Annotated in this window: 17 protein-coding genes; 5 read left to right on the top strand and 12 right to left on the bottom strand. The window is 36.5% G+C overall.

What is annotated here, in order from left to right:
- Positions 1 to 331: 331 nt before the first annotated feature.
- The 5 genes from BM227_RS10800 to BM227_RS10780 all read right to left on the bottom strand — a co-directional run bounded on the left by BM227_RS10800 (position 332) and on the right by BM227_RS10780 (position 5,293).
- Positions 332 to 1,204, bottom strand: a complete 873-nt coding sequence (locus BM227_RS10800) for a carbon-nitrogen hydrolase (protein ID WP_092913814.1) — start codon at positions 1,202 to 1,204, stop codon at positions 332 to 334.
- Between the two features lie 37 nt (positions 1,205 to 1,241).
- Positions 1,242 to 2,015: a glutamate racemase gene (gene murI, locus BM227_RS10795; RefSeq protein WP_092913811.1), complete on the bottom strand. Its 774-nt coding sequence runs from the start codon at positions 2,013 to 2,015 to the stop codon at positions 1,242 to 1,244.
- A complete protein-coding gene (rho, locus tag BM227_RS10790) occupies positions 2,002 to 3,321 on the bottom strand; it encodes a transcription termination factor Rho (protein WP_092913809.1) in 1,320 nt (439 codons plus the stop codon). The genes murI and rho overlap by 14 nt, the downstream gene beginning before the upstream one ends.
- Positions 3,322 to 3,534: 213 nt before the next feature.
- Positions 3,535 to 4,095, bottom strand: a complete 561-nt coding sequence (locus BM227_RS10785) for an NUDIX hydrolase (protein ID WP_092913807.1) — start codon at positions 4,093 to 4,095, stop codon at positions 3,535 to 3,537.
- Entirely contained in the window at positions 4,088 to 5,293 is a 1,206-nt protein-coding gene (locus BM227_RS10780; protein WP_143089739.1) for a peptidoglycan DD-metalloendopeptidase family protein, read from the bottom strand. The genes BM227_RS10785 and BM227_RS10780 overlap by 8 nt, the downstream gene beginning before the upstream one ends.
- 256 nt (positions 5,294 to 5,549) lie before the next feature.
- Between BM227_RS10780 and BM227_RS10775 the strand changes: the two genes are divergently transcribed.
- The 5 genes from BM227_RS10775 to BM227_RS10755 all read left to right on the top strand — a co-directional run bounded on the left by BM227_RS10775 (position 5,550) and on the right by BM227_RS10755 (position 11,012).
- Positions 5,550 to 6,266, top strand: a complete 717-nt coding sequence (locus BM227_RS10775; protein WP_092913803.1) for a plasminogen-binding N-terminal domain-containing protein — start codon at positions 5,550 to 5,552, stop codon at positions 6,264 to 6,266.
- Positions 6,263 to 7,645, top strand: a complete 1,383-nt coding sequence (gene glcD / locus BM227_RS10770; protein WP_177202046.1) for a glycolate oxidase subunit GlcD — start codon at positions 6,263 to 6,265, stop codon at positions 7,643 to 7,645. The genes BM227_RS10775 and glcD overlap by 4 nt, the downstream gene beginning before the upstream one ends.
- The gene (locus BM227_RS10765; RefSeq protein ID WP_092913801.1) at positions 7,645 to 7,899 is read left to right on the top strand and encodes a hypothetical protein; all 255 of its coding nucleotides are present in this window, start codon (positions 7,645 to 7,647) and stop codon (positions 7,897 to 7,899) included. The genes glcD and BM227_RS10765 overlap by 1 nt, the downstream gene beginning before the upstream one ends.
- 99 nt (positions 7,900 to 7,998) lie before the next feature.
- Positions 7,999 to 9,729: a DNA polymerase III subunit gamma/tau gene (locus BM227_RS10760; RefSeq protein WP_092913799.1), complete on the top strand. Its 1,731-nt coding sequence runs from the start codon at positions 7,999 to 8,001 to the stop codon at positions 9,727 to 9,729.
- Positions 9,726 to 11,012 (top strand): SH3 domain-containing C40 family peptidase, encoded by a 1,287-nt coding sequence (locus tag BM227_RS10755; RefSeq protein ID WP_092913798.1) that lies wholly within the window; start codon positions 9,726 to 9,728, stop codon positions 11,010 to 11,012. The genes BM227_RS10760 and BM227_RS10755 overlap by 4 nt, the downstream gene beginning before the upstream one ends.
- Before the next feature lie 7 nt (positions 11,013 to 11,019).
- Here BM227_RS10755 and BM227_RS10750 read toward each other — a convergent pair whose 3' ends face one another.
- The 7 genes from BM227_RS10750 to mfd are packed head-to-tail and all read right to left on the bottom strand — an operon-like array spanning position 11,020 to position 18,097.
- Positions 11,020 to 11,523, bottom strand: a complete 504-nt coding sequence (locus BM227_RS10750) for an SH3 domain-containing protein (RefSeq protein ID WP_092913796.1) — start codon at positions 11,521 to 11,523, stop codon at positions 11,020 to 11,022.
- Positions 11,524 to 11,558: 35 nt separating this feature from the next.
- Positions 11,559 to 12,224 (bottom strand): 3-methyladenine DNA glycosylase, encoded by a 666-nt coding sequence (locus BM227_RS10745; protein WP_092913794.1) that lies wholly within the window; start codon positions 12,222 to 12,224, stop codon positions 11,559 to 11,561.
- A gap of 15 nt (positions 12,225 to 12,239) precedes the next feature.
- Positions 12,240 to 13,061, bottom strand: a complete 822-nt coding sequence (locus BM227_RS10740; protein ID WP_092913792.1) for a TIGR00282 family metallophosphoesterase — start codon at positions 13,059 to 13,061, stop codon at positions 12,240 to 12,242.
- Positions 13,058 to 13,561, bottom strand: a complete 504-nt coding sequence (locus tag BM227_RS10735) for a SixA phosphatase family protein (RefSeq protein ID WP_092913790.1) — start codon at positions 13,559 to 13,561, stop codon at positions 13,058 to 13,060. Before BM227_RS10735 ends, BM227_RS10740 begins: the two co-directional genes overlap by 4 nt.
- 1 nt (position 13,562) lies before the next feature.
- The gene (locus tag BM227_RS10730; protein ID WP_177202045.1) at positions 13,563 to 14,705 is read right to left on the bottom strand and encodes a S8 family peptidase; all 1,143 of its coding nucleotides are present in this window, start codon (positions 14,703 to 14,705) and stop codon (positions 13,563 to 13,565) included.
- Positions 14,702 to 15,094 carry a S8 family serine peptidase gene (locus BM227_RS10725; protein WP_143089738.1) on the bottom strand — a complete coding sequence of 131 codons (393 nt, stop codon included), beginning with the start codon at positions 15,092 to 15,094 and terminating at the stop codon, positions 14,702 to 14,704. The genes BM227_RS10730 and BM227_RS10725 overlap by 4 nt, the downstream gene beginning before the upstream one ends.
- 30 nt (positions 15,095 to 15,124) lie before the next feature.
- Positions 15,125 to 18,097, bottom strand: coding sequence for a transcription-repair coupling factor (gene mfd / locus BM227_RS10720; protein ID WP_092913784.1), 2,973 nt, complete (start codon positions 18,095 to 18,097; stop codon positions 15,125 to 15,127).
- Between the last annotated feature and the right edge of the window lie 349 nt (positions 18,098 to 18,446).

Here is an 18,446-nt window from a genome sequence, read left to right as displayed (position 1 = left end):
ATCAATATTTTACATTTGAATAAAGTTGAAAATATTGGTAGAAAAATTGTTGAAACAACATATGATCTTACAGAAGCTTTAACACTTATTTGTATGACAAGAATCAAGTATGGACTTATTAAATGAATATTAGGGTTGGAATGGGCTATTAAATAATTAAAGTTGCCAAAGTTTTACTATGTTATTTTCTTAAGTTTGATTGTCTTTGTTGGCTAAGTAACAACCTGAGATCTACTTAACTTTATTCTCTCTTGAGCTGTTGTATTTACTACTTGTTTCTCTTCAACATAGCCAATTCCGATACTAAGGAAAGGGCTAACAAACTAAACTCTTAATCAATATAACGCTTTAAAAGACCATCATAAGCATCTATGCGCCTGTCTCTTAAAAATGGCCACCATCTTCGGACAGTTTCACACCGTTTAAGGTCAATATCTGCATAAAGAATTGTCTCTTCATCTGTTGCAGCCTCTGCCAAAATCTCACCCTGTGGTCCGCATACAAAACTGCTTCCCCAAAATCTTATTCCATCAAGTTGTCCACTTGGATCTGCTTCAAATCCTACACGATTTACACTGATTAAAGGAAGACCGTTTGCAACAGCATGTCCTCTTTGTACTGTTATCCAAGCATCTCTTTGACGCTTCTTCTCATCTTCTGTATCACCATCAAACCACCCAATTGCAGTAGGATAAATTAAAACTTCTGCACCTTTTAAAGCCATTAAGCGTGCTGCTTCAGGGTACCACTGATCCCAGCATACCAAAACCCCCAATCTGCATACAGATGTTTGGATAGGTTCAAAACCAAGATCACCAGGTGTAAAGTAAAACTTTTCATAAAAACCCGGATCATCAGGTATGTGCATTTTTCTGTACTTTCCAGCAATAGTTCCATCCTTTTCAAATACAACAGCAGTATTGTGGTAAAGCCCTGCTGCACGCTTTTCAAAAAGAGATGTAACAAGAACTACACTATTTTGCTTTGCAACACTGCTCCAAAACTTTACATCTTCCTCAAAAGATTCAGCCAAATTAAACAATTCAACATCTTCATGTTGACAAAAATAAGGACCTTGATGAAGTTCCTGCAAAACAACAAGCTCTGCTCCGTTAGCAGCAGCTTCTTTTACAGCATCAGAGCTTTTCTTAAGAGCAACTTCCTTATTACCACTCCACTTTTCTTGAACTAATGCAACTCTCATAAAACTCCTCCCATAATCATCTTCCACTTTCCATAATCTACCCAAACAGCCATTTTTTTGCAATCAATTTAAGTCCTTCAGGATTTTCCGAAGCAAAAATTTTTAATTGACTATCTCTCTTTCCATATCCTGAACACCCATTATTTTCAAGGTATTCAGCTATAGCTTCTCCTGAATGAATAAGTAAAGGTCTGTTTGGGAAAAAGTTACAAATAGACTCAGCAATCAATGGAAAGTGAGTACATCCAAGTATAATCGCATCAGGTTGCTTAACACTCCCTAAGTAGTGCTTCAAAGCACTCTGAAGTACTTCACCACCAAAGATTCCCTCCTCAACAATAGGCACAAAAAGAGATGTAGCAACTGCTTCTATATGCTTAAAACCAAGTTCATATATACCACGCTGATACAATCCGCTCCCTACAGTTGCCTTTGTACCAAGTATCAAAATATGGCTAGAGAGTGGGAGATCAGCATTTTTCAAAGCCAAAACCCCAGGCTCTATGACCCCATAAACATCAAACTCAGCCTTAGCTCTTAGTTCTGGCAATGCATGAGCACTGACACTATTGCATGCAGTGATCATAAGATCAATATCAAAGTTTTTGAAAAACTCCAGTGCTTCTAATGCATAACGGGTAATAGTAGCAGGATCTTTAGGTCCATACGGTACACGAGCCGTATCGCCATAGTAAATAATCTCATCAAAAAGCTTATGTTCAAGAAGCGATTTTACAACAGTAAGGCCACCAGCACCACTATCAAAAACTCCAACTCTTTTTGGAGTTTTTGAAATATTATGCTCCCTCATTCATAATGCTCAAAAACTCTTCATTATTCTTTGTCTTGAGCATTTTGGAATATAGGAATTTAAGAGCTTCTACTTCATCCATTTGATGCATTGCGTTTCTTAATGCCCAAATTTTTGGCAGTGTATTTGGATCTGTAAGAAGTTCCTCTTTTCTTGTACCAGATTTTATGATGTCAATTGCAGGATAAATTCGGCGATCAGCTATATTTCTACTTAGAACTATTTCACTGTTACCAGTACCTTTAAACTCTTCAAAAATTACTTCATCCATTCGGCTTCCTGTATCGACAAGTGCCGTTGCTATGATAGTCAAGCTTCCGCCGTTTTCAATGTTTCTTGCAGCACCAAAAAATCTCTTTGGTTTATGTAGAGCATTGGCATCAACACCACCTGAAAGAACCTTTCCGCTTGAAGGTGTTACAGTGTTATATGCACGAGCTAATCTTGTAATGGAGTCAAGCAAAATAACAACATCTCTACCAAGCTCCACACGTCGCTTAGCTTTTTCTATAACAAGTTCAGCTACCCTTACGTGGTTTTGTGCAGGTAGGTCAAATGTAGAGCTGTAAACTTCACCATTTACACACCTCTCCATATCTGTAACCTCTTCAGGACGCTCATCAACCAAAAGTACGATTAGCTCAACTTCAGGATGGTTGTGAGTTATGCCGTGTGCAAGCTCTTTCATTAACTCTGTTTTACCACTTCTTGGAGGGGCAACAATAAGTCCACGTTGCCCTTTTCCTATTGGAGTAAAGAGATCTAAAACACGTCCTGTAAGCTTAATAGGATCATATTCAAGCTTGATCTTCTCTTGAGGGTAAAGAGGTGTAAGGTTGTCAAACAGAGGGCGGTTTTTGCTCTCATTTACAGGCATATAGTTAACAGCTTCTATTTTTAAAAGGGCGTAGTACCTTTCCTGCTCTTTTGGAGGGCGCACCTGTCCTGTTACAACATCGCCATTTCTTAGTGCAAACTTTCTAATCTGCGTACTTGAAACATATGCATCATTGCTTGAGTTTGAAAAGTTGGCATCCATAGCACGTAAGAAGCCATACCCTTCATTTGTAATCTCAAGAATTCCGGTAAAAAGAATGTAGCCTCCCTTGCTTACCTGAGATTTTAAAATCTCAAACATAAGATCTTGACGTTTCAACTCATTTGGATGTTCAACACCAAGCTCTCTAGCAATAGTTATTAAATCTTCAATGCTCTTTTGACGGAGGTCTTCTATTTTATACCCTTCTACAGGTATGTGAGTTCTATTTTTGTTGTTTCCGTAGTTACGATTCGAGTGTTCGCTCATGATTCCTTCTTTTTTGAACTTATAGTAGTTTGTAGAATTCTGGCAGTAATGTATGCAGAAGTGCTTTAAGGCACTTGTGTGTCAGATATTTGTTGCTATTGTATCAATTTTATGATTTTTTTGTCAACCTAAGCGACATTATACTATAGAATAAAATGAATAATTCTTTATATAAAAGATTGCATTTACAAGTTTTAAATATAATCAGATTATTCATATTTTATTTTTTGAAAAAAACCACATAAAAGCAAACATCAAACCTGGGGTTTTTGCATATGATTCATTGTATATAAAATCTTTTGCTTCTTTTAGTGGCAGTTTAACTACTTCTATTTTTTCCACACCTATACCACCGCCATCTTCTGTATGCATTGACTCATCTACCTCAGTAAAATATAGAGTCTGCTTTGAACCAGCAAATCCTACAGATGTATAAAATGTGGTAATCTTTTCAATAGAATCTAAAGAAACATCATACCCACACTCTTCTAAAATCTCCTCTTTGGCTATCTCTTTTAAAGAGAGAGGTTTATCAACTATTCCAGCACACAGCTCATAAGTGTAACCGTCGCTGTTATTCAAATAGACTGGAGGTCTAAACTGCTTTACCAGAAGAAAGCTCTCATATTCACGATGATAGAGCAAGACAGCTACACTATCATGAGCTTTAACTGCTTCCCAGCTTAAATCTTTTCCATCATGTCGATATTTTATATGGACAGGCTTGATGAATTTACCACTTTTTAGAGGCTCTATTTGAATATTTTCAATCATTTTTATTTGCTACCTTTTGAGGTAAATCTTCAATAGACATTTTTGTAACACTAATATCATCTAACCTTCTTGGAGGTTGTAAAGATTCAGCTACTCTATCTAACTCTTGTTTCATCTTTTTAGCATACCGTATAAACTCTTTGCGAGTTTTACCATAAAGTCTCTTTTTTGTAATCTTTATAACTCCAAGCGGGTTCATAGGTCTACCATTTTTGTAAAGTCCAAAATGCAGATGTGGTCCGGTACTCATACCGGTAGAGCCTATGTAGCCTATAACCTGCCCTTTTTTAACATATTTGCCACGTCTAATGCCGCTTCTAAATTTATGCAAGTGAGCATAGAGAGTTAAAAAACCATCTCTGTGTCTTATTTTAATAACATTTCCATACCCTCCAAGTCTGCCAGCATACACAACCCTTCCATCAGCAGCAGCATAAACCGGTGTACCTGTACGACCACCTAAATCTACCCCAAGATGCGCTCTGTATCTGTGCAGTACAGGGTGCCATCTTCTTAATGTAAAACGTGAAGTTACACGAACATTGTTTACAGGTTTTCTAAATACAAAGCTTTCAACTTCACGAGCTTTGTCATCAAAATATCTCCCATTATATCGAAAGATATAGTGAGGTTTTTTTCGTGTCTGCACCATTGCCGCTTTAATAACTGGCATTCCAAACGGACGACCAAGTCTTAACTTTTCTGTATATACCAAACTTACTTTATCACCCTTTTGTAATCCTGAGCGAAAATCAACACTATTTGCAAAAGCATCAACAAATGCTTTTGCAAGTAAACCATTATTAGTTGCTTTTTTAATGTCAGAATATGGCGAATAATTTATAGAAATTGCAAAACTCTCTGTCACCTCTTCATAGAGTATGGGAATCATTTCAAAAGTGTAGTTACCTTTTTCATCCCTTTTGATATGTATCTGCAACTCTTCATTTATAGGTATCAGAACCTGCTCTATGTGAGTTAAATTATCATCACGCGTTACATAGTATGTAACTCCGGCACGTATCTCTTCACACAGCTCTTTATCTTCTTTGTCAAGATTCCAATAGATAGACTGCGGTAAGTTGTTATGCTCCAAGAAGTGAAGAAAACTCTCTCCTTGCGGCCAAGGTGCTCTTTGAGTCACAGAACCAACAGACATTACTGCTAATATTAAGATTAACCATACTGCTCTTATCAAGACTTCTCTCAATTTTTTTTGGTGGATTGTACTCGATAAGGCGTTAATATATAATAAAAGAGAGTATTTATTTTAAACTATCCGCATATGAATGCTGCTTGCAAACTACTTTCAGGCTAAATTGAGTATAATCTTTTTTCGTATTAAAAACAAAACAGTTATAGCAAGGCTTTTAAAAATTCTTGCCCAATATGGCAAAGCTTTAGTGAGAGGAATTTTTGCTGGGGCTTTGTTCTAGCAAAAAGGAGATTTTCATATGAAACGTACAATTTTAGGATTGATTTTTACTACATCAATGATATTTTCAGCCAATCTTCCTCAACCTGTAACAGCTACATTAGATAGTGTTGAAAACAATAAAGTAACTATTTTACAAGGTAACCTTACGCCTGGGATGAGTGGTATTGTCATCCATAAATATGATGAAACACATGAAGCTATAGTTGCTACTGCAGAGGTTGAGAAATCAAACGGCTCACAAACTACTCTGCTGCTTTCAAAGTTTGAAGCTATTCAAAATAAAAACCTTCCAAATATAAAAACAAAACCGCAAAAAGGTGATCGTATTATTTTAGGACAGCTTTACAATAGAGTTTTACCAATTGTTCCAAATCAAGCCACCTTTCAAAAAGTTAAAGAGAGCTTTTCTAATTTTATGATCGTACATCCAGATATATTTGCAGTAGAGCTTTCAAAAGATAAAAAGCCTTTGCCTGAAGTAAAAGATTTTCGCAAAGTTTGTAAAAAGATGAATATAGGTTTGGTGATGTTTGTCTTTAAAGATGGAAGTGATTTCATTGATTGCAACAGTTGGAAAAAGATATATCATACAGATATAAGCTATGTTGAGGGAGAGACAGTTGAACCTTTTTACAATAGAATTGGAGAGATACCTGAACCAATTTTTGATTGGAGCAGTTACAAACTTGGTAATTTTGATGCCTATTATCAGAACTTGGAGAAGAGAAGATGATAAAACAAGAACATATAAAAAACCTTAAAGCTATAGTAGGTGAAGAGAATTTTTATCACGATAAAGCTCATATGATAGCTTACTCTTATGATGCAACAAGAGAGAGGTATGAGCCTGATGCAGTCATATTTCCACGAAATGAAGAGGATATAAGCAAAATTTTACGATACTGCAATGAAAACGGCATAGTCATTGTACCTAGAGGTGCAGGAAGCGGCTTTACAGGAGGAGCATTACCGGCAAATGGTGGAATAGTTCTGGCACTTGAAAAGCATATGAACAAAATTTTAGAGATAGATATGGACAATATGGTTGCTGTTGTTCAGCCGGGAGTCATCAATATGGAGCTTCAAAAGGCGGTTGAAGCAAAAGGTCTTTTCTATCCACCAGATCCAGCAAGTCAAGAGTACTCCACAATAGGAGGAAATGTTAGTGAAAATGCCGGCGGTATGCGTGCTGCAAAGTATGGCATTACAAAAGATTATGTTATGGCTATTCGGGCTGTTTTACCAAATGGCGATATTATACGTGCCGGTAAAAAGACTATCAAAGATGTTGCTGGCTATAACATTGCCGGTATCTTGATAGCTAGCGAAGGTACTCTTGCAGTTATTACTGAAATAACTCTAAAACTCATAGCAAAACCAAAAAGAAAACAGACTGCAATGGGAGTCTTCCCAACTGTAGAGAAGGCTATGGAGGCAGTTTACAAGACTATGGCAAGCGGTGTTACTCCAGTAGCTATGGAGTTTCTTGATAATCTTACAATCCGTGCAGTTGAAGAGAAATTTAAAAAAGGGCTTCCTGTTGAAGCAGGAGCTATTCTCATTACAGATGTGGATGGGAATCTTCCAGAAGAGTTGTCGTACCAGATGGATGTAATTGAACGGGTCTTTAAAGAGAATGGCTGTACACAATTTAAAAAAGCTGCCAATGATGAAGAGTCGGCTGACTTGTGGTTTGCCAGAAGAAATGCAAGCCAATCTATTACTATTTATGGAAGTAAAAAGATAAATGAAGATATAACTGTACCAAGGTCAGTACTTCCTGAACTGTTGCGTCGCATTGATGAAGTATCTAAAAAGTATGGTGTTAAAGTACCTTGCTTTGGGCATACAGGAGATGGAAACGTTCATACTAACGTAATGGTAGATGGAAGTGATGAGAAACAGTTGGAGATAGGTCATAAAGCTATTGAAGAGATATTTCAAATTACTGTCGATCTTGGTGGTACACTAAGTGGTGAACACGGCATTGGTCTCTCAAAAGCTCCGTTTATGCATATGGCATTTACTGAAGAGGAGATAAATCTCTTTAGAGCCATTAAAAAAGCTTTTGACCCTAACAATATTCTCAACCCAGGAAAAATGGCACTTTAATGAGTAAAAAAGATGGTTTAATAGAAAAAATCAGACAGATAGATGGAAAATTGAAATTTTTCAGAAACACAATTCTTGCAATTTCATCTGGACTTGTTTGGAGTGTATATGCTATGATAGAAAATAAAGCAGATGAAAAGATTATTATACTTGCAAGTATTGGGTTAGTAGTCTTAGTTCTCATTTTCATTAGAACTAAGTCACTTGAAGTAAAACAAAACTGGTTAATAGAAGAGCTTGAAAAGGAGCAATAAGATGGAGATATTTGCATATATAGTCCTTACAATAGTGGCATTAGTACTAATTGGAATGACAATAGATATTAATTTTAAATATCCATTAAAAGAGGACTGATGTCTCAAGCTCTAGCTCTTAAGTATCGTCCTAAACGTTTTGAAGACTTAATAGGTCAAGACTCTATTTCTCAAACATTAGCACAGGCTCTTGATCAAAACAGGCTTGGACATGCATATCTCTTTTCAGGTCTTAGAGGAAGTGGTAAAACATCTACGGCAAGGATTTTTTCTAAAGCCCTGCTTTGTGAAAAAGGTCCTACTTCCAAACCTTGTGATGTTTGTGAACAGTGTCAAATGGCAAATGAAGGACGGCATATAGATATTATTGAAATGGATGCCGCTTCAAGCCGTAAGATAGATGACATTCGGGATCTGATTGAACATACTAAATATAAGCCATCTGTTGGAAGATTTAAGATTTTCATTATAGATGAAGTCCATATGCTTACAAAAGAGGCTTTCAATGCTCTTTTAAAAACTCTAGAAGAGCCGCCTGAATTTGTAAAGTTCATTTTAGCAACAACCGATCCTCTTAAATTGCCAGCTACAATTTTAAGCCGTACTCAGCACTTTAGATTTAAAAAGATTGCAAAACCACTCATCATAAAACATCTTGAACATATACTAAATATAGAAAACATAGCTTACGAGCCTGAAGCATTAGGCATTTTGGCAAGAAGTGGAAGTGGTTCACTAAGAGATACATTAACTCTGCTTGATCAAGCTATAGTCTACTCCAAAAGCCATGTTGATGTAGCAACTGTAACACAGATGCTTGGCATAGTTGATCCTGATTTTTTAGAAAAGCTTTTTGACGCAGTTTTACAAAAAGATGATAAAAGAATAAGAGAATATCTAGTTGACTTAGAAAATTATGAGGCAGAAATGGTCATTGATGAGATGAGCCTCTTTTTAAAAGATAAACTTTTACAAAATGATCCAAAATTCTCTCCTGTAATTTTAGAGCGTTTTTACCGTATATTAGCCGATGCAAAACCTCTGCTTGCATTAAATACTGATGGAGATTTCGTACTATCATTGACCATTTTTAAAATGGTCGAAGCTATGAATATAAAACAGATAGATGAGATGATAGAAGAACTAGAAAAAGAGCTATCTACCACCAATCCATTACCAGTTAAAACCAATACTCCATCCAATATCAAACATCAAACATCAAATATAAAAAATCAAATATCCAACACTCAACATCCACCATCTGCACCTATCGAGCCTGACAATTCCATTTTATTTAAAAAGCTTATACAGCTTATCTATGATCGAAACTATGAACTTGGAAAAGCATTTGATGAGAGCATCGAGTTTGTTGACTTCAAAGATGGTGTACTATCTTGGGTAAGCAATGCAGAGGGCAAAAACAGAGAATTGCTAAAAAACAATTTTGGCGTTGTACGACATCTTGTGCAAGAAGTTTTTGGTATAGGTACAAAGATATCTCTTGTAAAATCAGACAATCCACCAAAACAAAAAACAGAAGAACCAAAACCGGAAGCTCCTCAAAAAGAGCCAACCCCTAACAAACAAGAACCACTGCAATCCAAAGATGAACAGCCCCAGAGTGAAAACCAAGATGCAAACGGAACAACAGATACAAGCGGAATGGTAGAAGATGTTGACTTCAACAATGCCAGTTGTGTAACAGGAAATTGCAGTGCAGAAGATCCGTCAAAAGAGATAGATGTAAAAGATATTTTAAATGATCCAATGGTAAAAAAAGCTCAAGAACTCTTTAATGCCAAAAAGATTGTTATTCGACCAAAAGTATGATAAAAGCTTTTTTTCAACTTGCTCTTTTTGTAATACTCTTTGCAGGTTGTGTATCAAAAGAGCCAATTCATCCCAAAATTCTAACAGAGATAGAACCATTTTTAAAAGAGACTACTGTCAATCTATCAAAAGAGAAACAGCAAAAACTCTATGCCGATTTTATCTCACACTACTATATGCCCTGGCAAAATAAAGAGGTAAATGCTACATATGAAGATATAACCTGGGCAGTTCGTCTCTATACATCTAAAAAAATATATGCTGAAAATAGATTGCCGCTACCTGCTGATCGTCTAAACAGATGGATAAAAAATGCCAACTACAAATCTTTTAACTCTCTAAAAAAGTATGCAATAGTAGTACACCCTTCAAATTTGAGAGTTTTTCCTACAAACAGACCAATCTTTTACAATCCAAAACTTGACGGTGAAGGGTACCCTTTCGACTACAATCAAAACAGTGCCATAAAAGCTTTTACACCTCTTTTAGTCTCTCACTTCAGCCTTGATGGAGGCTGGGCTTTTGTTCAAAGCCCATTTGCTCTTGGATGGATTCAGGTAAGAGATATAGCTTTTATATCAAAAGAACAGATAAAAACCATTATGAATTTGCCAAAAGTTGTTTTGCTTAAAGAGTATGTTCCAATTTATGAGGATCAGCAAAATTTTCTATTTTATGCAAAGATGGCTACTATATTTCCATTTGTAGGTAAAGAGAGTGGTTTTTACAAAGTTTTGGTACCGCAAAAAAAGAGAAATTCTCTTGTTTTGGTTAAATCACTTATCCCTAATGAGTGGGCTAAACTTATGCCTGTAGATTTTTTGCCTGAAAATGTCAATTGTGTTGCTAAAGAGTTGCTTGGTGAGCCTTATGGATGGGGAGGAATGGTAGAAGATAGAGATTGTTCTACTATGACAAGAGACTTTTTTGCACCATTTGGCATATGGCTGCCAAGAAACTCAAAAGCACAAGCAAGTATAGGAGAGTTAATAGACCTTTCAAAAATGAGCGATGATGAGAAAGAAAAAACTATTATAGAAAAAGGCATACCATTTCAAACTCTCATATACCTACCAGGACACATAATGCTCTATATAGGCAATATAGATAGAAAAGTTTATGCTATGCACAATATATGGGGCATTCGCACCCAAAATAATGGGCGCTACATAATAGGAAAAGCTGTTATTACAGACTTGCACTTGGGAGAGAATCTTATAGATTCAGAGAAAGGTGCTATTTTAATTAAACGTATAAAATCTATAAATATTATTAGCAGATAGTTTTTTGCTACTTTACAAAAATATCTAATGCTTTTAACAATACTAAAACTATGCCAGCTCCACCTATGTACCACTTCATAGTTGTAATGATGGTTTGTTGCATTTTTACTTGTGACTGTTCAAATTGTGTCTGAAGTTCTGCAAACTTTGTATTGAATTCACCCTCTAATCTTGCAAATCTTTCATTCATATCGCCTTCAAATCTTGCAAATCTCTCATTTATTTCAGCTTTAAAAGTATTAAATTCACCTTTTAAGCCATTAAACTCACCTTTCAAACCATTAAACTCACCTTTTAAGCCATTAAACTCATCTTTTAAACTCGCAACATCTGCAGTTACTTCATTCAGTTTTTGATCCAGATGGTTTATGTGGTTGTATTGAGCTTTTAAAAGCAATGTATTTATATCATCTTGAGTAAGTGATCCACCTTTTGAAAACTTCTCTTCTATCTCTTTTATTTTTGGTGTAATCATCTCTATGAGAATATCATCTACTCTTGTTTTATCCATTTTTAAAACCTTTTTAAGATTTAAACTGATTATATCTAAAATTTTTCAATCAATGAAATATCAACCTTTTTGCCTTTTTTATGCTGTTTACAATACTCCACTATCATTCCATGAAAAAGAGCATAAATTTGAGCTTTTGGTATGTTTGGAAAAAGTTCACGAACTTTAATATCATAATCTTTGATACCCTCTATAATCCAAGCTTGCAAACTTCTGTAATCTTCAAACTCATAACCAAAAGCTTTAAGAAGAGCTGCTGTATAGCTGTCAACTACCATTGCTTCACGATAGCAGGCATAGTTTAAAATAGAGTCAGCAGTCTCTTCACCTACTCCTTTTTTTTCAAGAAGCCATCGTTTCGATACTTCTACCTGAAAGTTTGTAAAATCTCCAAACTTATCTCTGATTGCCTGATTTAAGAGTTTCAATCTTTTTGCTTTTGTATTGTAAAATCCAGCTGGTTTTATTGCTTCGCGCAACAACTCTTCATCTAATTTTGCCAATCCTTCTATAGTTAATGCTTCAAGTGTGCGCAAATTCTCTAACGCCTCTTCAACCTTCTGCCACTTGGTATTTTGTGTCAAAACAGCGCCAATTACTACTTCATATGTTCCACTGTTTGGCCACCACCAAGCATCTCTTTCTTGAATAGGTAGATCTAAAGAGTGTAATGCTTTTAATAACTCATAACTATTTGTCAATTATTAAAACCTCCATTATCCATCATTATGCTCAATCCGTGCCTTAAGTACGACTTCTTTATCTCCTTCACTATATACACGAATTTTATAGGCATCAACTGCTCTTCCATCTTTTAACTCCATTACAACCATTTGAAGTATCCCTTTACACTTGTCAGGAACATCAAACCTTCCCGGCAGACCAGTTAAAAATCTCTCAATAGGCACTTTTGAATCCATTCCTATAACATTGTCACGACACCCAGTAAGTCCAACATCGGTTAAGTACGCACAGCCACTATCTATTACCAAATCATCAGTGCCAACATGGGTATGAGTACCAACAATTGCACTTACCTTCTGACGCAGCATCATCAAAAGAGCACGCTTTTCACTTGTTGCTTCTGCATGAATATCGATAAATATATTTTTTACACCTTCTGAGTGCAAAACATCTACAATATGATTTGCAGCAATAAAAGGATTTTCGCACATAGGCATACCAAAATAGCCCATAATATTTACTACAGCAAGCCTCTCATTACAAACTTCAAATATTCGTACTCCACGCCCTGGAACACCTTCAGGGTAGTTTATAGGACGCAAAAGTGGCATTGTTTCTAGCAATCCGTTAATCTCTTTTTTATCCCAAGTATGATTACCGCCAGTCATTACATCAATACCAGCCTTAAAAAGCTCTTTGGCATTCTTTTCAGTGAGTCCAAACCCATGACTGGCATTTTCATAATTTGCTATGACAAAGTCCAAAGACTCAGACTCTCTCAACTCATGCAAATACCTTCTAACCATCCCTCTGCCAGGACGACCAACAATATCACCAATAAACCCTATCTTCACTCTTTTCCTTTAATTTTTTTTGGAAAATCAAAAAGTATAGTATGTCCTTTCATTCGACAAGCTTCCTCCCATTTTGAAGTATCAAATGCGATACCTACTACACCAGCTGTTGGAATATTCTCTATTTTAATATCACCAAGAATATTTGCAAGTTCTGTAAGTCCTGGATTATGCCCTACAAGCATTACTCTCTTTGCATTCTCAGGAAACTGACATACAAGATAGAGTAAAGATTGAGGTGATGCTTCATAGATAGTTTCACGAAACTCTATTTTTTCAGGGTTAAACCCTAATTGTTCAGCTACAATCTTTGCTGTCTTTTTAGCCCGTTTTGCCGGTGAAGATACAATAATGTCAGGTTTTACTCCCAATTTTGCTAAATGCTCTCCCATTAATGGAGCATCCTCTTTTCCTCTACTGTTTAACGGTCTGTCAAAATCAGCTAAACTTGGATCATCCCAGCTAGATTTGGCATGGCGCAAAATAAAAAGTTCTCTCATTTTATCCTCCTAAAACCGCACCAATTGCACGTTCTACATTAACTTTTCCATAACCACAATAAATGCTATGCCCAGTAACTGGGTCATAATTACATTGAGTAACATCAACTTTATCTGCATTAGTTTCTAATATATTCATAACCTCTTCTCTTGTAAGGTTGCCATTTGCTTCCAATAAAAGAGCAACAATGCCTGTAACAATAGGAGCTGATGCAGAAGTTCCTGCAAATGTAAAATTAGAGTTATATGGCACATAGTTACCATTTACAAGTCCATTTACTCCCATTTGATCAAGTGTCACCAAACCAAGATACTCTCCACCTGGAGCCAATAAATCTAACTCGGGACCATAATTACTATAAGATGTTCGCTCATTATATATATTTGTCGAACTGACTGCTAAAACTTCAGCTATTCCTGACTCATCATTTCCTATAGGATCGCCAATTTCATCAAAACCGCCATTTCCTGAAGCAAAAACAATAATAGTTCCTTTACCATTTCGACCAGTTTTAGCAACATCTACAATAGCTGCTTTGACAGCATCGCTAACATTCCCACTTCCCCAACTGCAATTTATGACATCAGCCCCCAACTCTTTGGCTTTGTAAAATGCATCAATAATCATTGATTCACTAATGTTTTGATTAAAAGGTAAACGTATAAATATAAGTTCAGATCCGGGAGCAATGCCTGATATTCCAATACTGTTACTGTTAGCACCTATCAAACCTGTAACTTCTGTTCCATGGTTTTCACTATCATCTCTTGGCATTACATTAGTAGTTTCTGTTTCAGTGTCATAAGTGTATACAAGTGCTCCTTGCAAATCTTCATGAGTTACATCCAAAGCATCATCAATTACTGCAACTTTAATACCTTTACCAGTATATGTTTGTGTAAGCAAAGGGTGTATATGAGCATCTGAATCTATTCCATAGTATGAGTAAAACTCATCATTTTTATAAAAGTACCACTGTTCATTAAATAGAGGATTATCGCTATAAGGTGCTACAGTTCTTGTTAAAACACCAGATTCTATAACTGAAGGATCACTTACAGTAGACTCTCCACCTCCACCACCGCACCCTTGCAATAATAATAGAATTGCTAAAAGTCCAGATATAAAAAAACCTCTATTCATCGTAAATTCCATTTTTTAATCAAGTCAGGCTGTGCATAGATTACATCAGGCTTTTGACTCAATGCATTAGCTGCATCCATTGCTAATTTAGGTGAATCTGTCTCTAAAAGAAATGTATTGTTTGGGTACTCTTTAACAATCTTCATCTCATACATTTTTAGATACTTATCTAAATTCTCACAATCTTTCAACTTGACAAGAAGTCGGTTTGGAATTGCAATATCTTTTCCTTGTGCATCTTTAAAACGCAATAAATTTTGAGATGTTCTTGGTGCAATAGCATCACTCTCAACTGGTGTAAGCTCCACCCGCTTCCCGCCATTCATATAGTAAAACTCTCCCCCAAAAAGCACCGATACACACCCTAACAATACACATAACTTCTTCATTTTATCCCTTTCTTAATCCATCACCCATCATCACTTTCTAAGCTCTTCCAACACCGTTGCAATCAAGTCATCATCATCACGACTTCGTGCCTTACAAGTCGTTTTATTCTCCTCATTATACTGTATTGTAATATGCTCATTGTAATTGCTTATTCGCTCAACTCCTTTTTGTTGAGCTAGAACTTTAATAGTTACAAGATCAAGGAATTGGCGTGTTGGAAGATCAGGCTTACCAAAACGATCTTCAATCTCTTGCTCAATCTCAATGACATCATGCACACTCTCACAGCTACTCAAACGTCGGTAAAGCTCTAAACGCACCCTATCATGCGATACTAACTCTTCAGAGATGTATGCAGTAATGGAAAGTTTAATATCAACTCGTTTTCGTTCTGGTGCACTCTCTTGGCTTAAGGCACGAATAGCATCTTCAAGCATCTTCAAATAGAGTGCATAACCTATCTGCTTAATATGTCCACTCTGACTCTCACCGATCAAGTTACCACCACCTCGAATCTCAAGATCGTGATATGCCAAGACTGCACCGCTACCAAGGAATGAGTTAGATTCTAGTGCAATCAACCGTCGTTTGGCTTGTTCACTTAAAGCATCTTTGTTTTCAACAAGGAAGTAACAATACCCTTCCAATTTACCCCGACCAACACGTCCTCTAAGCTGATGCAAATCAGCCATACCAAACCTATCAGCTCCATCAACTATCATAGTATTGACTTTAGGCATATGAATACCCGATTCGATAATGGAGGTACTAAGCAACAAGTCATACTGACCTGCCTCAAATTTGAGGATCTCTTTTTCTGTCTGAACTGCTGTAATTTTAGAGTGAAGAATCAAAATACGAAGATCAGGTAAGATCTCAAGAAGCTCCTCTTTTTTACTCTCAATCCCTGCAATCGAGTTATAGACATAAAAAAGTTGCCCTCCACGGCGCAATTCACGCATAATCGCCTCTTTTACAACTGTTTCATCAAAACTCTTGACAAAGGTTCGCACCCCTTTGCGCTCCACAGGAGGTGTTCGCAGTTCACTGTACCCTTTAATTTTACTCAGTGCCATATTGAGACTTCTTGGAATCGGTGTTGCACTCATACTCAAAAGGTGAACATTCACACTCATCTGTTTTAGTGCCTCTTTTTGCTTTACACCAAATTTATGCTCTTCATCGATAATCACAAGCCCAAGGTTTTTAAAAGTCGCTCCAAGCAGTGCATGTGTACCAATAACAACATCAAGCTCACCCTTCTCAAGCTCTTCTAAAATACGCTTTTTTTGTTTGGCTGTCGTAAAACGGTCAAGTTTATCAACACGCACACCAAAAGGATCTAGACGATCACGGACACTTTTAAAGTGTTGGCTGCTTAGCAGTGTTGTTGGTACAACAAAAGCACTCTGATACCCAGACTTCACCACCGCTAAAATAGCATTCATCGCCACTTCTGTTTTACCAAATCCAACATCACCGCTAAGAAGTCTATCCATCACGCGCCCACTGGAGAGATCAGCAAAAATCTCTTCAACTGCTTTAATCTGATCGGGTGTATATTCAAAACCTGCCGCTTCACGAAACTGCATAAGTTCAGGAATATCGGTCTTAATGACAGCACCTTTCATCAATAAGCGCTTTGCCGACATATTCACAATCTCACTAGCAATAGCAAAGAGACGATCTTTTACTTTCGCTTTGAGTTTGCCAAATCCACCCTTACCAAGGCGATCAAGAACAGGTAGTGAACCCCCTTCGGCAATGTAGCGGTCGATCATATCAAGGTTTTCAACCGGCAATAGCAAAGTATCGTCATTTTGGTAAGTGATATGGACAAAATCACGCATTGCCCCCAATACCTGATGCGGTTCAATTCCTTTAAAGATCCCTACACCATAACTTTCGTGTACGACATAATCCCCTGGTTTGAGATCATCAAGTAAAATAGTTGGTCGTTTAACGACACGTTTTTTAAATGGTTTATTTAAAGAGACAATGATCTTATCTGGTGTTAGAAGATTAACAACTCCGTCAGTTTTGACAATCGTTGCCCGTGCCAACTCTTTAATGGGGCTCCTTCTAACCAGTGCATCACTCTCAGCAACAATCACCAACTCTCTTTCAGGGTAATTCTCTGTCAAAAGATCGACATTGATAGGTTCAATCACTTTAGCTCGTTTTGTTTCAGGAATTACTTCTAAATTAAACCGCTCTTTAGGGAGTGCATTTTTTGCATGCTCATAAGCAAATACTATCTCATCTTGCAAATTTTTAATCGCAACCGCTCTTTTACCTGCCATCAAATCATGCGAAAGCTCATCTAAATACCAAAAGCCCAGTGAGGCAACATCTTTGACAAAGACATCACTATCGCTTGCTTCAACTTTTTTTTGTAATGCTTCAAACTGCTCTGTTGAGAATGAAAATAGTGCCGGGGCAATCATAATCTCTTCAATCTCTTCATTTTTGTTTGATTTTTGGTTCTCAACTTCAAAGGTGCGAATACTCTCAACTTCTGTATCAAAAAGGCTGATACGCCAAGGGTTATTGGCATTGGGTGAAAAGATATCTATAATATCCCCACGAATTGACACTTCACCTTTTGTTTCAACGACATCTACAAAACTGTAGCCCCACGCATAGAGCCTATTTTTAAGATTCTCTAAATCGATATCATCACCAAAGGAAATAGAGAAAGTATCTAAGAGTTCAGGTTTAGGCAGTAGATAGATGAGAGTATGGAAAGGAACTATTAATAGGAGATTTTGGATATTTTTTTGATAATATTCTTTTAAAGCACTATTGAGTTCAAAGAGCTCTTCTTTCCAGCTTCTTAAGTCTTCTCCAAAAGTGGCTCTAAAATCTGGTAGTACAACTGTATCAAACCCGAGAATTTTAGCTACTGCTTTAGCAGTTTGTGCCTCTTTATCATTTTCTACCACCAAAATTTGAGGTGGCTCTTTTTGTTGAAGATAGTCATAAAAATTTGCTTCAATCATTTTAACCTCTCGTATAATACATTTATAGAAATAATTTAGAGATTTTCATCCAAAAAGGATTGAAAAATTAACTCTAAATTATTACTATCAAGAATGAAGAAATTAGACTTCAGATCTTTAACTTAATCACAGTCTAACCAAAGAGCTAAAAAGTCTTTTTATACCCCCTGTGACTTCTTTAAGCTTAGTTTGCTTAAGGAGATCACTTAATTTAGCTTGACTGTCTCTTTGGTGATAATCACTGATTAAAAGTTGCAATGATGCTTTTGCATCAATTGCTCATTGATTACGAGGCTGTGATGCCCTTTGGGCAACCAAAGAGAGATACGAGAGGAGCTTATATGAGATA

This window comes from Hydrogenimonas thermophila, assembly GCF_900115615.1.
GTDB lineage: Bacteria > Campylobacterota > Campylobacteria > Campylobacterales > Hydrogenimonadaceae > Hydrogenimonas > Hydrogenimonas thermophila.
The sequence above is the reverse complement of the archived record's forward strand: the minus strand, read 5'-3'. Positions and strand labels throughout refer to the sequence as shown.

What these genes read in the sequence shown, in the direction of transcription:
- BM227_RS10735 (WP_092913790.1), bottom strand. Translation starts at nt 13,561, where the DNA reads ATGAGAGAACTTTTTATTTTGCGCCATGCCAAATCTAGCTGGGATGAT.
- BM227_RS10730 (WP_177202045.1), bottom strand. Translation starts at nt 14,705, where the DNA reads ATGAATAGAGGTTTTTTTATATCTGGACTTTTAGCAATTCTATTATTA.
- BM227_RS10725 (WP_143089738.1), bottom strand. Translation starts at nt 15,094, where the DNA reads ATGAAGAAGTTATGTGTATTGTTAGGGTGTGTATCGGTGCTTTTTGGG.
- BM227_RS10755 (WP_092913798.1), top strand. Translation starts at nt 9,726, where the DNA reads ATGATAAAAGCTTTTTTTCAACTTGCTCTTTTTGTAATACTCTTTGCA.
- glcD (WP_177202046.1), top strand. Translation starts at nt 6,263, where the DNA reads ATGATAAAACAAGAACATATAAAAAACCTTAAAGCTATAGTAGGTGAA.
- rho (WP_092913809.1), bottom strand. Translation starts at nt 3,321, where the DNA reads ATGAGCGAACACTCGAATCGTAACTACGGAAACAACAAAAATAGAACT.
- BM227_RS10750 (WP_092913796.1), bottom strand. Translation starts at nt 11,523, where the DNA reads ATGGATAAAACAAGAGTAGATGATATTCTCATAGAGATGATTACACCA.
- BM227_RS10800 (WP_092913814.1), bottom strand. Translation starts at nt 1,204, where the DNA reads ATGAGAGTTGCATTAGTTCAAGAAAAGTGGAGTGGTAATAAGGAAGTT.
- BM227_RS10765 (WP_092913801.1), top strand. Translation starts at nt 7,645, where the DNA reads ATGAGTAAAAAAGATGGTTTAATAGAAAAAATCAGACAGATAGATGGA.
- BM227_RS10760 (WP_092913799.1), top strand. Translation starts at nt 7,999, where the DNA reads ATGTCTCAAGCTCTAGCTCTTAAGTATCGTCCTAAACGTTTTGAAGAC.
- mfd (WP_092913784.1), bottom strand. Translation starts at nt 18,097, where the DNA reads ATGATTGAAGCAAATTTTTATGACTATCTTCAACAAAAAGAGCCACCT.
- BM227_RS10775 (WP_092913803.1), top strand. Translation starts at nt 5,550, where the DNA reads ATGAAACGTACAATTTTAGGATTGATTTTTACTACATCAATGATATTT.
- BM227_RS10785 (WP_092913807.1), bottom strand. Translation starts at nt 4,095, where the DNA reads ATGATTGAAAATATTCAAATAGAGCCTCTAAAAAGTGGTAAATTCATC.
- murI (WP_092913811.1), bottom strand. Translation starts at nt 2,015, where the DNA reads ATGAGGGAGCATAATATTTCAAAAACTCCAAAAAGAGTTGGAGTTTTT.